Origin of the sequence: Planctopirus limnophila DSM 3776 (genome assembly GCF_000092105.1) — a bacterium.
Taxonomy (GTDB): domain Bacteria; phylum Planctomycetota; class Planctomycetia; order Planctomycetales; family Planctomycetaceae; genus Planctopirus; species Planctopirus limnophila.
This window is the reverse complement of the sequence record NC_014148.1, coordinates 529,101-544,126: the sequence shown is the minus strand read 5'-3', so window position 1 is coordinate 544,126 and position 15,026 is coordinate 529,101. Positions and strand designations below refer to the sequence as shown.

10 protein-coding genes are annotated in these 15,026 nt (G+C 53.9%); 8 read left to right on the top strand and 2 right to left on the bottom strand.

Annotated elements, in window-relative coordinates; translation table 11 throughout:
• Nucleotides 1-310: 310 nt before the first annotated feature.
• Entirely contained in the window at nucleotides 311-2,086 is a 1,776-nt protein-coding gene (gene lepB / locus PLIM_RS22270; RefSeq protein ID WP_052301469.1) for a signal peptidase I, read from the bottom strand.
• A 132-nt stretch (nucleotides 2,087-2,218) separates the two neighbouring features.
• Between lepB and PLIM_RS02250 the strand changes: the two genes are divergently transcribed.
• Nucleotides 2,219-3,247: a glycoside hydrolase family protein gene (locus PLIM_RS02250; RefSeq protein WP_013108714.1), complete on the top strand. Its 1,029-nt coding sequence runs from the start codon at nucleotides 2,219-2,221 to the stop codon at nucleotides 3,245-3,247.
• Nucleotides 3,248-3,252: 5 nt separating this feature from the next.
• Here PLIM_RS02250 and PLIM_RS02245 read toward each other — a convergent pair whose 3' ends face one another.
• The gene (locus tag PLIM_RS02245; RefSeq protein WP_013108713.1) at nucleotides 3,253-5,088 is read right to left on the bottom strand and encodes an ArnT family glycosyltransferase; all 1,836 of its coding nucleotides are present in this window, start codon (nucleotides 5,086-5,088) and stop codon (nucleotides 3,253-3,255) included.
• A 572-nt stretch (nucleotides 5,089-5,660) separates the two neighbouring features.
• On the opposite strand from PLIM_RS02245, the gene PLIM_RS02240 reads away from it, so the two are divergent.
• The 7 genes from PLIM_RS02240 to PLIM_RS02210 all read left to right on the top strand — a co-directional run bounded on the left by PLIM_RS02240 (nucleotide 5,661) and on the right by PLIM_RS02210 (nucleotide 15,024).
• Nucleotides 5,661-7,508, top strand: a complete 1,848-nt coding sequence (locus PLIM_RS02240) for a tetratricopeptide repeat protein (protein WP_013108712.1) — start codon at nucleotides 5,661-5,663, stop codon at nucleotides 7,506-7,508.
• Between the two features lie 127 nt (nucleotides 7,509-7,635).
• Nucleotides 7,636-8,865 (top strand): exodeoxyribonuclease VII large subunit, encoded by a 1,230-nt coding sequence (gene xseA, locus PLIM_RS02235; RefSeq protein ID WP_230849375.1) that lies wholly within the window; start codon nucleotides 7,636-7,638, stop codon nucleotides 8,863-8,865.
• Between the two features lie 379 nt (nucleotides 8,866-9,244).
• Entirely contained in the window at nucleotides 9,245-10,993 is a 1,749-nt protein-coding gene (locus tag PLIM_RS02230; protein ID WP_148226947.1) for a sensor histidine kinase, read from the top strand.
• 67 nt (nucleotides 10,994-11,060) lie between these two features.
• The gene (locus PLIM_RS02225; RefSeq protein ID WP_013108709.1) at nucleotides 11,061-11,483 is read left to right on the top strand and encodes a response regulator; all 423 of its coding nucleotides are present in this window, start codon (nucleotides 11,061-11,063) and stop codon (nucleotides 11,481-11,483) included.
• 59 nt (nucleotides 11,484-11,542) lie between these two features.
• Nucleotides 11,543-11,881, top strand: coding sequence for an STAS domain-containing protein (locus PLIM_RS02220; protein WP_013108708.1), 339 nt, complete (start codon nucleotides 11,543-11,545; stop codon nucleotides 11,879-11,881).
• A gap of 51 nt (nucleotides 11,882-11,932) precedes the next feature.
• A complete protein-coding gene (locus tag PLIM_RS02215) occupies nucleotides 11,933-13,666 on the top strand; it encodes a GspE/PulE family protein (RefSeq protein WP_013108707.1) in 1,734 nt (577 codons plus the stop codon).
• A gap of 155 nt (nucleotides 13,667-13,821) precedes the next feature.
• On the top strand, nucleotides 13,822-15,024 hold the full coding sequence (locus PLIM_RS02210; RefSeq protein WP_041402705.1) for a type II secretion system F family protein: 1,203 nt from the start codon (nucleotides 13,822-13,824) through the stop codon (nucleotides 15,022-15,024).
• Nucleotides 15,025-15,026 lie beyond the last annotated feature (2 nt).

The following is a 15,026-nucleotide window of genomic DNA, read 5'->3' as shown; positions in this document are numbered from 1 at the left end:
TCCAGAAAATGAACGCAACCTATTACTCAAAAACACCTTACGTTTTATCGCCCGCAGTGGCATTTCGGTTTTGGTACTGAGAAACCCCTTGGCGCTACGACTTTCGGCAATTTTTTAGATCGACTGTGGCTCACCTGCCGCGTCAGATTGAGACTTTTCGTTCACGGCATGCACGACTTCGCGGAAATCTGATAGTCAAGACTGAGTTGGTCGAACCACTCGAGGAATTGCTCCCAAAAGGCAGCTTTTGTGAAAGTTCGGGAGATCAATCCCCGCTTGAGCTCAACCGGCTCAAGCCACGATGAAATCGCTACCTGAGAAAACGGACTCGATCAAAGTCCGGGAGGCGGAGCAGCCATTCCTGATCACCAATCTTCAGGCGACCGGGCTGTGAAGGTAAATGGACGAGAAAAGGTTTTCCGACCAGCAATTTGCGATGAACACCCGGGACTTCCCACTGTCGGCTATCGTGCGAAACGGGACTGTTATCACCAAGGACAAAGAATTCATCCGGCCCCAGCTGATAGGGGCGATTGACCGCGTGGCGACTTCTATGGAACGTATAAAAGACATCCCGATAGAGCGTGGGATTGGAAATTCGCACTGTTCCACTCAGTGCGCCAAATCGAACAGGTGAGCGAGGTGACTCTGCCCCCAGAGGAACAGCTGAAATTGGCCACGCGGGGAAGACTTCGTGCCCATCAATCGCCAGGGCCACTTGCCGGTCAATCATGGAAGCCTCGATCTGCACACTCTGACCACGTTCTGGAGGAGACCAGGGACCCACTCGCAGTGGTCGATCCGTTCCCTCCAGGAATAGCCGGACCGATTCGCGCTCGCTGTCAAAATCCAGTGTGTATCGTTCGAAACCATCCGTCAGTTGAATGAAGAAGCGTCCCTGTTCCTGCGGCAACGAAAGGTCACCAACGAAGGCAATATCGCGGACAGAATTTGGTTCCATGGAGTTGGCTGCTGGGTTGTAGCCGTAACGATCCGTGATAGGAGCCAGGTGAGAGGCGGCCTTCAATTTGTCGATCGCCTGCAGAAAGACGAGGTTCTGCGAGTTTGTCCTTAAAAACGACACGACGTCATCGGGGAGGACACCAAAGCAGGAGAGTTTTTTAGTTTTCGAGTCGTATTTCAAACCCGACGGGGGAAGTGTGGCCAGTTGAAGATCGCTCGGCCACTCTTCGAGAGTGACAGTGGTGATATGAGTTCCACCGGAACGCACCCAGTGCTGGTACTCGATCCAGGAAATGGAGGATTCTGCAGCCACAGCCGTCTGGCCAGCAGGTTGAGATGTTATGTTTTGTTCAGAATCAGAACTTATCGCAGGGAGAGCCTCAGTAGCGCCGCCTGCTGTCTGTTCTCGAAAGAGAAACGAGGTGGGCGAACTTCTCCAGCCACGAAGGTTGGAAGTGGGCTCCAGCCAGCCATCAGTGCTGACCCAGCGATCCTGAAAGCTGGTATCGTGAGTGGGACGATGTTCCTGATGATAGACAGGAATCCACATTGTCCGCTGCACAGCGAGTGGTTTACGGGCAATTTCGCCGTTAATCCAGAGATCGCCATTTCGGATCGAAACGGCTTCACCGGGCAGACCGACAATCCGTTTGACGTAGGCTTCCGTAGGCAGATTCGGGTTACGAAAAACCGCAATCTCCCATCTTTGGGGAGAGCTCCACAAATAAGCCTGTTTGTTGACCAGTAACTGATCCCCATGATTTCTCGGGACATGGCTGAGATCGATCCCCTGCTGGCTGCAATTGGGGCAGATCGATTGTTCCACCTCAAACTCCGATGAACTGGCCGCCAGGTGATTGGCCGATTCATCCCAGGCAGTTCCATAGGCAAACAATTCACCGCATTTGGGGCAGGCCACCCGTTTATGAAAACCGAGTAATGTCGGGGCCATCGACCCCGTAGAGATCATAAAGCCTTCTGCCGCAAAGGTTCGAAACAGCAATACGGCCAATAACAGAGCCACCACACATTCAACGGTGGTACGCAAAGGCCCGTGGCCGAAGGTTGTGACCATCGGTTGAGGCGATCGGCGGTTGCGATCATGCGTTGAAGTTTGGAACATGAAGTCGAGGCCGAAACGAGTTCAATCCACCGCGTGTCAAAATCAAGGTCGGATCGCTGGTAAAACCATGGGCCCCCTACAGTGTACGAATCAGGCTGGTTGGCGAAAAGATCGACAGACGGGAGTCTCCCTGTGATCTCTGAAATGTGGCAAAAAGCGATGCATCGATTTCTGCTGGCCAGTTGTGCGGTGATTCTCATGAGCCAGCGGTGGGTGATCGCGGAAGATAACATCTCTTCTGTGCCACCTGCGCGACCTTGGCCGCGAGCACTTACAGAATTTACGCCTCTTTCATTAGAGCCCATTTTTACAGGTCGAGGTTTACCGACATCGCAAGAACTTTCCAGCCAGGAAAAACCGGCCTGGGATGCTCGAATTCGTGAACGAGGGGATATCCTGCGGCTCTCTCCTGACGACTGGCGACTGTATTACACAGGCTACGACGGTAGCAAAACCGGCATTCGACAACTGGGATTGGCACATTCCAAAGATGGTTTGCGATTTGAACGGAGTCAGCCTGAACCACTGATTCCCGGCCGTTGGGTGGAAGATGTGTGTGTTCGTACGCACAACAGCCAGAAAAACACGTCCTCTGCTCCTTTCCTGATGTTCGCGGAAGGGGAAGGGGATCAGATGCAGTGGTTTCAATCACAAAATGGAATCGAGTGGTCGCATCTGGGACAAGTGGACATCCGCAAAAGGTCAGGTGAACCAATTGAGCCGGGTCCTTATGGGACACCGACATTGTGGATTGAAGGTAATCAATGGCACCTGTTCTACGAGCGGCGGGATCTGGGGATCTGGCACGCCACGTCTGCAGATGGCAAAGTCTGGCAACTGGTCCAGGACGACCCTGTAATGGTTTGTGGGCCCCAGGATTTTGATCGCCTGCAGATTGCTGCGAATCAGGTGTTTCGTCATGGAGGGATGTACTACATGGTGTTTCACGGCTCGGGAGATGCCACCACACCTCGTCGCTGGGCGACAGGTCTGGCACGCTCGACCGACTTACACCACTGGGAGAAGTATCCGGGCGGGCCACTCAGGCCGATTGATGAAAATAAGTCGAGCGGAATCATCGTCCACGATGGATTGCGCTATCGCCTTTACACAATGCACGATCAGGTGATCGTGCATGTCGGGCCAATGACTTCTGATTGAGCTTTTTATTGCCAGCGGAGACGATCCAGATCCTGTGCGGCAGCGGTCATCGATGCGGCTTTACTCTGATTGCCCAGCACAATCAGGTCATGCCGGCGTAGAAATCTGGGCATGCGGTGCAGAATCGTGATCTCCTGAGGGAGCGCATCGACAATGTCTTCCATGCGATCCGCCCGGGTAATCAGATAACCTTCGGGAGCCTCATGGAAGAACTTTGTAATGTCTTTGGGAGAATCGAGCCTTTCGATGCGTTGTGCCGCATAAAAGACGACATTGGGGGCTGAATAATTGTGTGTCGCGATCCGCACCGGGCGTCCGTTGGCTTCATGCCGGATCAGTTTGGCCAATTGAGGAGAATCCTGGTAGCGGCTGATGCGTGGGGCAGCGACGCCCATCATGCCTAAAGAAAGCAGCAGTGCCGAAGCACAGCAGATCGCAACGGCTCGATGCCTTAATGCCTTTTGAGCAGCACTGAAAGCGAGGACTCCACCAACCAGAGGAATGACCCCCAGACTGGCAAGCCAGACTTCATTCGGCAGGTAAATGCTGGTGGCGTAGATCAGGGCTGGAATAGCGACGATGCCAACCACCGAAAGGAGCCGGCAGGCATTGCGAAATCCCAGCGAACGGATGTGAGAGGCTTCCTGCATCCATTCAGAAAGGTAATTGGCTACAAGTAAGGCGAGGGCCGGATAGCTGGGCAGGACATAGTTGGGCAATTTGGTGCTGGCCAGCGAAAAGAAACCAATCCAGACCATGGCCCAGGTGGCGACAAAGGTGACTGCCGCACGGTCGTTTGAAGGTTTTCGCACTTGCCGGGTCATCTGCCAGATCCCTGCCGGCAGAAAAATCGACCAGGGGAAGAAGCCCAAAGCAATTACGGGAATGTAGTAGATGATAGGGCCAGAGTGATTCTCCATCGGCCGCATGAAGCGATCGACATTATGCCCGCCAAGAAAACCTGCGAGCCACGCTCCTTGAGTCGCAAACCCGACGGCAATGTACCAGGGCAAGGCCACGAGCGCTGTTATCATCGTTCCTTGAACGACTCGCATCTCGCGGAGTGCCTCCCAGAAGGCACGGGGATGGTACAACTCCCACGTCATGAGGAATGTCCGGCTCAACCAATGCTGCCTGGCATCGATGACGCTGTTTCCGCACTCAGTGCGGTCTCGATACCTTTGCAACAAGAGGAACTGCCCCCAGATTGCCATGGGCAACAGAAAACCAATTGGGCCCTTGGCGAGGATCGCTAATCCCATGCTGGCATAGATGCTGGCGAACTCCCAGGTCGATTGGGGAACGTATTCACCCCACAATCTTTGAGCCACCACATTGCCATCACTATCGGCCTGGCCGAATCTTCCGCCATGACGACGGGCGACGGCAGTGACATAAGCGGTCATTGTCAGCAGGATGCAAAAGATTAACGTGGCATCGGGGGTGACTGATCGACCAACGGCGGCGAACATCAGGCTCGTGCCGAGAATCAAACCTGCCAAGAGACCAGTTTCTGATCTGAAGAGTGATTTTCCCAACTGCCAGACAAGCAGGACACTTCCTACAGACAAGATGGAGGAGTGCAGCCGGGCGGTGAGTTCGGAAACACCAAAGAGGTGGAACGAGGTCAGCATCAACCAATAGATGAGAATGGGTTTGTCAGTGCGGAGATCTTCGTTGAATGTGGGGACGAGCCAGTCGCCGCGAACATACATTTCACGGCCGCACTCGGCATTTTTAGGCTCATCTTCATCAAAGAGCCAGGGGCTTCCCAGGCCAGTGAAAAAGACCAGCCCCACGGCCAGCAAGAGACCCCATCGTTGTCGAGTTGTCAGCATCATCAGGCAGAATCCATTCCGCATGAACGCAATTCATGATTTTTGGAAGTCTCGCTCGCTGCTCACCAGCGGTGTGCAGCCAAGAAACGACTTCCGATATCGGCGCAGTCCTGTTCGTCAGGGATTTACGCCACGAGGACTGTAGCTGTAGAAGGGCTTGGGGAGCAACGGGAGTTTATCGATGACGCCTGAGAGAGAGATTCTGCACTTGTTGCGGCCTGCAGAATCTGCCGTTAAATCGACTCAAGTTCGTCTTGATCCACTTGAATAGATGGCATACACCTTGTGGAACTATCGAGAATGCTCGTCGGGTTGGTCAGGGTTTCGCACCTTGAAAAGCATCACAGGCAATCTTGATACGTGCCTGTTTTCTTCCCGCCACCTGCTCCTGCCCTTGCCCCAACTCTCATTACCTGTGAACCGTGAGCTCGCCTGTATTCAGCTTCTGATACCGGTAGCGATCACTTCCTGCCTGAATCTGTTTTCTCTCCACGCTGTTTCTCTCTCCACACTGTTTCTTTCTCACCTCACTGCTGCCCATTCCTGCCCGCTGCAGCGAACTCCGGAGTTTTCCGATGCCTGTTCGTCTTGTCAACATTCGTCGTTTTGCCTGTGCTGCCAGTCTGGCCTGGGCAATTGGATCTACTGTTGGTTGTGCCCCCATGAGTGGCTGGGTGATGAACAGTTCTGGTGCGGCGTACTACCAGCGCGGTGAGTTTGAAATGGCTCGCAATGAGTTTGCCAGAGCCGTCTATGACGACCCGCTCAATCCTGACTATCGTTTCAATCTGGCTGTGGCCCAATCGCGACTTGGACAAGTGGCTGAGGCTGAACAGATTCTGCAGCACAATTTAACCATTGATCCTTCGCACGAACCGACTTACGCAGCGCTCTCACGTCTGATGATCGATACGGGACGCTCTTCCGAAGCTGTCGGAGTGATGCAGACCTGGGTGGGTTCACAGCCTTACAATCCTGATGCTTATGTCGGCCTGGCCTCGGCTCAACAGAAGACAGGTGATCTGAGTGCAGCTCAGCAGACATTGCAGCAGGCACTGCGAGTCCAGCCCAACGAGCCCAAAGTTCTAGCGCAACTGGGCGAGATCCATCAGGCTCAGGGGAATGTGGCTATGGCCAGCCAGATGTATCAACAATCATTGGCGGCGAATGTGCATCAGCCGGATGTGCAGGCGAAACTCATGGCGACGGCCAACCAGGCTCATCCGGGAAGTATGCCTGCTACACAGCTTGCTCAGTCGATGCCCAAAGTCCCTTCAGTTCTGCACCCAATCGCGTCCGGCCAGAAAACCCCTGTCTCTCCGACTGCTGCACCAACTTCAATCGCCCGGCGGGCCCCGCAAAACGCCCATCAGGCTGTCCAGCAGCAGGCCCAGAACCAACCGGCTATCAATCAGGTGGCTCAGCATCGACCAGCATTGCAGCCCATTCCGGCTCGCCAGCCGACACCGATTGCAGCTTCACCTGCGATGAATGCACCTGCTCAATTCGCCATGGCCAGCCAGGTTTCGGCGATGCCACAAGGGAATATGGTGCAGTGGCAGGCACCTGCACAGGCTCCATCACCGGTCCCAGGATATCGGTATGTGATTCTTCCACAGCCAGTCGCCTTCTTGGTGCCGCAGGGACAGGTTGCTCAGCAACAGGTTCCCCAGCAATACCAGGTTTCTTACCAGCCGGTGATGTCACAGCCAGCGGGAGTTCAGCCTGCCATGCTTCCACAGGGCGTTGTGACTCAGGCACAGCCCGTTCAGACTCAACCGATGCAGGTGGTTTATCAGTGGCCTCAAAACTATGGAGTACCAGCGAATGGCATGACGGCCATGGTGATTCCACAAGCTTCGCAGCCACAAACTACATACGGCGCCCAGGCCATGATGGCACCGGCGACACAGAATTTCGCAACACAGAACCATGCGACGACATTTACGCCACCATTGTACCAGCAGCAACCAGCGGCTGTTCGTTCGCCCATGGTCAGTTCGGTGCCAAATCCCGGAACATCGGAAACGATCTTCCCTGTCAGCTATCATCCATTGCCGATGACGAATGCCACCAGTCGTAAAGAAGTTTCGCCTGTAGAAACGTCAGCACCAGCTCAGGTTCCAGCCTTTACACCTCCCCCGCAGGAACCAACCGTGGTGAGTGCATCGCACACGACGACTGCTCCCGCGACAACATCCAACCGCAGTGGCACGCCAATTCAGGTACTTTCGACACCCACGGAAACGCTGGTGTTGCCGGGAGTGATCCAACAGCCCTCGTCACCGGCCACAAATCTCGAAACCTCAGCAACAAACATGCATGTTCCACCGGCTCCCACCAGAACCGGCCAGCCAGTGGTTGTGGCACCGTCAACATCGCTGGTCTCTCAGACCACAACGGAACTGCCGCCAGGCTTCTAACCAGGTGCTGTTCCCGATAAGCTCTTTTAACAATGATCGTTGAATTGTAGACCACCGAATACCGCTTCGGTGGTCTACTCGCTTTCTATGAAATGCATTCGGAGAATCTGGTTTGCCGGGAAACGACTTGCCCAAATTGACAGTTTCGCAGCTCTCGGATTGTCTCCGGGAAATCGTGGAAATGGCATTTCCGCGAGTAATCGTCACTGGAGAGATCTCAGGGTTAACCCGAGCCAGTTCCGGGCATGTTTACTTCACACTCAAGGATGAAGCCTCGCAGATCAAGGCGGTGATGTGGCGATCATCGGCCATCAAGTTGAAGTTCGACCTCCGCGATGGTTTAGCCGTCGAAGCGATTGGAGGTGTCGAAGTCTATGCACCACGTGGGCAATACCAGTTGATGGTGGAGCGGCTGACGCCTCAGGGGATTGGGCCCCTTGAACTGGCATTTCGTCAATTGCATGCCAAGCTCGCGGCGGAGGGTTTGTTTGATGTGGCAAGGAAGCGACCACTGCCTCGCTTTCCCAAACGGATTGCCGTGATCACCAGTCCTGCCGGTGCGGCGGTGCATGACATTCTGCAGATCCTTCTCAGACGCTGGCCCGGCGTGAATGTGGTTGTAGTTCCCGTGCCTGTGCAGGGGCCAGAGGCAGCCCCAAAAATTGCAGCGGCTTTAGGAATGGTCCATCGACTGCCAGATGTGGATGTCGTGATCTGCGGTCGCGGTGGGGGAAGCCTGGAAGACCTCTGGGCCTTTAATGAAGAGCTTGTGGCCAGGGCCATTGCCCAATGCCGGATTCCCGTGATCAGTGCGGTGGGGCATGAAACCGATGTGACGATTGCCGATCTGGTCGCCGACCAAAGAGCATTGACTCCCAGTGAAGCTGCCGAGCGTGTCATTCCGGTTAAGGCGGAGTGGGTTCAGCATCTCGATCAGCTCCGTGATCGGCTCTGTTCCTCGCTAGTCGCGTTGACGAACAGTCGTCGCAAAGAACTTGAGCAACTGAAGAAGCGAAGAGCGTTGGCGAAGCCACTGGAACAGATCCATCGTTTCTCGCGGGAGTTGGATGATCTCGAAACTCGCCTTAAGCAAAGCTGGAAAAGAAAACTGGCCAGCCTGAATGCAGAACTGGAGAGTGCGGGCCGGGCACTCCAGGCATTGAGTCCACTGGCAGTGCTGGAACGTGGCTTTTCGATCAGCAAACGAGTACCCGGTGGTGACCTGATTCAATCCGTCAAGCAAGTGCAAGTGGGTGATCGATTGGCAACTCTGGTGGCCGATGGGCAGATTCTCAGCCAGGTTTTGCAAGTTGATGCGGACGATGATCAGCAGGATCCTGCTTCGAGCGAATCGTAGGATTGCTTTCAGAACTATCGATTGCTCCGGATGGCGCGTTGATTCCGTCAGTATCGATTTTCATTGAGGAATCGATTACAGGATGCACTTGTGGAAGCCACTCGCAGTGATCCCCAGGAAATTGAGCCTGCGAAGATCTTGAACTGATCTCGTCGGGTCGCGGACTCGCGAGGTCTGTCTCTGGCGAGATTTTCGTCACGAGCCATCAGTGATGCCGGGAGTTGGAGATAGTTCTCCCGCTGTCCCGAGTTCTTGTTGGACTGAGTGGAAATCCTGACCTACGGTTGCCACGCAGGCCCAGCCTGTTGCCGTTTTGCCACAAGCGACTCACCAGTTCTGGCACGGCATCCTGCGGCTCAGAATGCGATAAGGCAGCACTGTGTCCAATAGTTCACAATCCTCAACTCGACTACTGCAACTCATGAGGGGCGACCTGCCTGCACTCGATGCCAGGCTCAATGCCCTCTCGGCCGAGTTCGATATTCCCTCGGAAGAGGGGACAGATCGAAATGCGAAGCTCTGTCAACAGCTTTCGGGAATCGACCCTCACTCGACGAGAGAAGGATCGAAGTCTGACAAAGCTGCTCGCACTTCAACTTCTCAGGGTTCAACAACTCGGGCGCACGATCTGGAACCACAATCTTCTTCGAGCCCATCGCCCGGCAAGCCGCCACAACGGCGGATTTTTCAGGCCCATTATTCGGTTCTTTTGCCGCTGATTATCCCGGTGGCTGTCTTTGGCCAGACCGCAGTTCTGCTCTGTATTCTGCTGTTTGGCACGCCCATCAGTTCTTTGATCGTCTTTTTGTTCTGTCTGGGTGGTGTGCTGATCAGCGCTATGATTGCCGCCCGCTACGAAGCCGATGCCGCCAGGAGGCTTGGTCAACCTGAGAATCGCACACAATTGACAGCAGATCTGGTGCTGTTTCGAAACATTATCTCGGAAGCCAACCATCTCTTACAGCAGGCCGAAAAACGAACGGCAGAAGCAGTGCATGCCCGAGCGACTGTCGAAGCGCGATTCAAAGTGCAGAAACGTCACGTCCGCCGTCTGGAAATGGCTTTGGATGACATGGAACAACCAGTGGTCGTGACCGATGTCAATGGGCATGCGCTGTACCAGAATGAATCTGCGAGAAGTCTTTACAAACAGATCAGCCAGAAACTTGCACGGGAAATTCAAGAACAGACGGGGCTGATTGACATTCTCGAAGGGATGAAGCCGCTGCTGCAGGAGACTTTGACGCGGCGAGTGGCGAGTGATCGCAGAACAGCCGATATTCCCTGTCTGACCACGACGTATCGAATTCATGCACATACTCTCAAAGAGAACGAAAACACCCTGCTGGGGGCCGCGCTGGTTCTGCAGGATATCGGGCGAGAGGTGCAGGATCGCAGCCGGCATGCGGAGTTTGTCTCTTCGGTCTGCCACGAGTTCAAGACACCCATGTCGAGCATTAAAGCTTATGCAGAGCTACTGCGCGATGGCGAGATTGATGAAGCTGAAGAACAGCAGAAGATTCTGGTGTTCATCGATGAACAGGTTGATCGCCTGAGCCGGCTGGTCGACAATATGCTGAATCTGGCACGGATTGAAAGTGGTGTGATTCGAGTTCAGAGAAAAGATGTCGAAATCAACCGCTTGCTCAAGAGTGCGCTCGATGTGGTGACTCCTCAGGCTGCAGCGAAATCGCAGACCGTCGAATCGCTACTGAGTGATCTTTATATCCCCGCCCATGTCGATGAAGACCTCTTCAGCCAGGCCGTCGTGAATCTGTTATCGAACGCCGTGAAGTACACCCCAGCCGGCGGGAAGATTTCCCTCAAAAGCCGTTTGGAAGAAGATCGTGTCCTGATTGAAGTCCGGGATACCGGCATGGGGATTCCGGCGGCCAGCCTGCCTCGACTCTTTGAGCGGTTTTATCGAGTCCCGGAGAATATGAAAGCTGCTGCAGGAACGGGTTTAGGCCTGGCACTTGTGAAATACATCATTTCCAGCATCCACGACGGATCCATCAGCGTCTCTTCCAAACAAGGTGAAGGAAGCTGCTTTACGATCAGCATACCGGCTGGTCATCGCATTCGAAAAACACATCGTGTTAACGACCACGTCCTGCTCGATAACTGAAGAAGCGCTGCCATCAGAAGCACTGTCATCTCAACTGCGATACTGACAACTGCGAATTGGGAAGATCATGAATTACCGTGTCCTGTTATGTGATGACGAACCGCATGTGCTGTTGCCTTTGTCACTCAAGTTCCGCAAATCGGGGTTTGATGTGCAGATGGCAGAACATGGCGGGATTGCCTGGTCAAAAATTCTGGAAGAACAGCCCGATGTGGTGATCACTGATTGCAATATGCCGCATATGAGTGGCCTGCAACTCATTGAAAAGATCCGTAGTTGCGAGGCAACACGGCATCTGCCAGCCATTCTGCTGACCGCTAAAGGTTACGAAATGGACGAAGCGGAACTTCAGGAGCGGCTGGGAGTTTCGGCACTGGTCGTCAAACCCTTCAGCCCGAAAGAAGTTGTGCAGACAGCGATCCGATTATTGAATCCTGGTGGACACGATTCGGTCGAGATTACGGATCTGACGAATCACTTCCGGCCATAACCTGCCTGACTTGATCCCATTCGATGCAGAGCTGAATCTTCCTGTGAACGGTGAATGATATGCAGGTCTCGACAGAAACCTTTGGAAACGTGCTGGTCGCTCATACTCCGGAGGAGTTGACCGAAGAAACGACACGATTATTTCATGAAGCCATCGAGACGCATCTGCAGGCAGGGCTGAAAAGCGTCGTGTTGCAGATGGATCGCAGCGAAACCTTGGACAGTGCTGGTCTGACAGCTCTGGTTGACCTGCATGAAAGACTTCGCGAACAGGGCGGAAACGTCAAAATCTGCGCACTGACAGAGACGGGCCGCAAGATCTTTCATGTCACCAGGCTCGATGAAGAATTCGACCTGTATGAATCGATGATCGATGCTGTCGGAAGTTTCCAGTCGTGAAATCGACTCCACGTCTTAAGTGGCCTCTCATTCGAAAGCTCGGCAACTGAAATGGCTGGTTTACTTCAACTCAATAAACCGCGACTTGGCGATCTGCTTGTCCAGAAGGGATATCTCAGTGCAGAGCATCTGGATGAAGCTTTAGCCCAGCAGCACAGCAGTGGGGGGATGCAACTGCTGGGCGAGATTGTCGTCGCTCAAGGCTATTGCTCTGAAGACCAGGTACTCGAATGCGTCGCTGATGATTGCGGCATTCCTTACATCCGTCTCGACAGCCGACTGTTTGATCCACGCGCTGTCGAGTTGCTGCCTCGGGAGTTTCTCGAAAAGAACTGCATTCTGCCGTTGTTCAAAGTTCGCCAGACATTAACTGTCGCGACGGCAGAACCCTCGAACATTTTTATCATCGATCAATTGCGGCAGATCTCGGGCTGCGACATTCAACTGGCAGTAGCGAGCAGTCGAGATATACGGCGGACATTCCAGATGTACCTGCCGAACTCCAAAGTGTTTGTGATCGATGACATTATCGATGACGTGAACACCGAAGCTGTCGAATTAATCGAGGAATCGATCGACGATATTTCGTTTGATGTTGATCTTGCCGGTCAGAGCCCGATTATCAAGCTGGTGAATTATGTGATCTTCAGCGCGGTGCGGGATGGTGCCAGCGATGTGCATATCGAACCGACTGAACGCCAGATTCGTGTCCGTTATCGCGTGGATGGAGCGTTGCATCAGGCACTCGAATTGCCTTTACATATTGCTCCAGCGATTGCTTCGCGCATCAAGATTATGGCGACCCTCGACATCAGTGAGCGTCGCCTGCCTCAGGATGGACGCATTCATGTTTTGATGGAAGGGAGACCGATCGACCTGCGGGTGAGCACCTTGCCATTGCCGCATGGCGAGAAGGTGGTCATTCGAATTCTCGACAGTCAGAAGATCAACCTGACACTTTCTCAATTGGGATTCAGTGCCGAGATTCTGGAGAAATTTATTGCCCAGATTCATCATCCCAATGGAATTGCCCTGGTGACGGGGCCGACGGGAAGTGGCAAAAGTACGACGCTCTACTCGGCCATCAATGCCGTGACTTCGATGGAAAAGAACGTCTGCACTGTGGAAGACCCGGTGGAATTTCAGTTGCCGATGGTCAATCAGTTTCAAGTGAATGAAAAAATCGGGCTGTCGTTCGCGGCAGTGCTCAGGAGCCTGCTCAGGCAGGATCCGGATATCATCATGGTGGGTGAAATCCGCGATAATGAGACGGCCCGCATCGGGATTCAGGCAGCTTTGACGGGTCATCTGGTATTCAGCACGCTGCATACGAACGATGCCTGCTCCGCGGTAACACGTCTGATCAACATGGGTATCGAAAGCTACCTGCTGGCTGCCAGCCTGAACATGGTGCTGTCACAGCGACTGTGCCGGCGCATCTGTCCGAAGTGCAAGCAGTCATATGAACCACCCAAAGCCATGCAACTGGCCATGGGAAAAATGGGGATGGAAGCTAAGGAATTCTTCCGGGGAGTGGGGTGCAAGAAGTGTCGGAACACGGGATTTTCGGGACGAGTCGCGATTCATGAGCTGCTGGTGGTCGACGACGGCATGCGGGATCTGATTGCTCAATCGCCAGCACTGGGAGAGCTGAAAAGCTACGCCCAGAAGCAGGGCATGATGCCACTTCGTTTTGATGGATTCCGCAAAGTTCGCGAAGGTTTAACGACGATTGAAGAAGTCTTTCAGGCGAGTGATGAAGGCTGGTTACCGCTGAGAAGCTAATGGCAGGAAGTTAATGTCGGGAAGAAGTTAATGACTGGTCAAAGCGAGACTGCAAAGTGAGATTATCGGCCAAGTTCATCTGAAATCTGCGTTGGTGATGAGATGTGTTTGAGACTGATTTCCTCTGATGGCCTGCAATGGACCTGGTGCCCGTAATGAGCACGTTTACCTACACAGCACGTGATATTCAGGGCACGACCCATTCGGGCAGCGTGGAAGCTGAAACGCTGGCGATGGCAGTTCGTCAGCTCAAAACGGATGGATTGTATCCTGTCCAACTGGTGGAATCGGCAGTCTCTCTTCAATTGAAGCCCTGGTTGACACGTAAACCCAGGCAGGCAGATATTGTTTCGATGACGAGCCAACTGGCCGTTGTCGTCGATGCCGGCGTGGCACTTTCTGTGGCTCTGGAAGGACTGGCCTCACAAGCGGTTTCGCCCGCACTAAAACAGATGCTGACGACCATCGAAGAACGTGTGAAATCAGGAGACGACTTTTCGACGGCTTTAAGTGAGTTCCCGCGAAGCTTTGATGCACGGTACGTCAATCTTGTCAAAGCCGGTGAAGCGACAGGTCATCTGGGGCCAATTCTCAGTCGGCTGGCGGAACAGCTTCAGCAAGAATCCGAAACGAGGCAAAGAGTACAGGGGGCGATGATGTACCCTGCCGCCATGCTGCTGATGTGTGTCGGAGCCTGTATTTTTCTGCTGACGTATGTCTTCCCAAAAATTGCTCCGATGTTCGCTGGCCGGGGGATTGAATTGCCAGCAGCGACACGCATTCTGCTGACAGTTTCGAATTCGCTGACAGGTTACTGGTGGGCGTGGATCCTTGGTGTCGTGGCCCTGGTGGCGGCGAATGCTTATTTGCTCTCAAAGGAATGGGGTCAACGTCTTCGCGACCGCCTGATGCTGCAATTGCCTATTCTGGGGCCACTGGTTCGTAAAACCATTCTCGCTCGGATTGCAAGAACACTTTCGGCAACAGTCTCGGCCGGTGTGCCTGTACTGCCTGCACTCGAACTTGCTGCCAAAGTGGCTGGAAACCGCATCTTTCAGGATGCGATGGAAGATGTGGCCTTGCATGTGACCTCTGGTCAGTCGATCGCGCAGATCATGGCGACGAACCCTGTCTTTCCCAAATCGGTCGTGCAGATGATTGCTGCGGGAGAGCAGACGGGGCAATTGGGAACTGTGCTGGGCAAGTTGAGTGATCATTATGATCGCGAGGTGGCCGTCTCGATTAAATCGGCCACCAGCCTCATCGAGCCCATTATGGTCGCTGTAATGGGCCTGGTAATTGGCACAATTGCCCTGGGGATGCTGCTGCCGATCTTTAAGCTGAGCACGCATCATTAGGT

Excerpts from the sequence above, each read along its gene's own strand:
- lepB (WP_052301469.1), bottom strand. The coding sequence starts at position 2,086 with ATGTTCCAAACTTCAACGCATGATCGCAACCGCCGATCGCCTCAACCG.
- PLIM_RS02245 (WP_013108713.1), bottom strand. The coding sequence starts at position 5,088 with ATGATGCTGACAACTCGACAACGATGGGGTCTCTTGCTGGCCGTGGGG.
- PLIM_RS02240 (WP_013108712.1), top strand. The coding sequence starts at position 5,661 with ATGCCTGTTCGTCTTGTCAACATTCGTCGTTTTGCCTGTGCTGCCAGT.
- PLIM_RS02225 (WP_013108709.1), top strand. The coding sequence starts at position 11,061 with ATGAATTACCGTGTCCTGTTATGTGATGACGAACCGCATGTGCTGTTG.
- PLIM_RS02220 (WP_013108708.1), top strand. The coding sequence starts at position 11,543 with ATGCAGGTCTCGACAGAAACCTTTGGAAACGTGCTGGTCGCTCATACT.
- PLIM_RS02215 (WP_013108707.1), top strand. The coding sequence starts at position 11,933 with ATGGCTGGTTTACTTCAACTCAATAAACCGCGACTTGGCGATCTGCTT.
- PLIM_RS02210 (WP_041402705.1), top strand. The coding sequence starts at position 13,822 with ATGAGCACGTTTACCTACACAGCACGTGATATTCAGGGCACGACCCAT.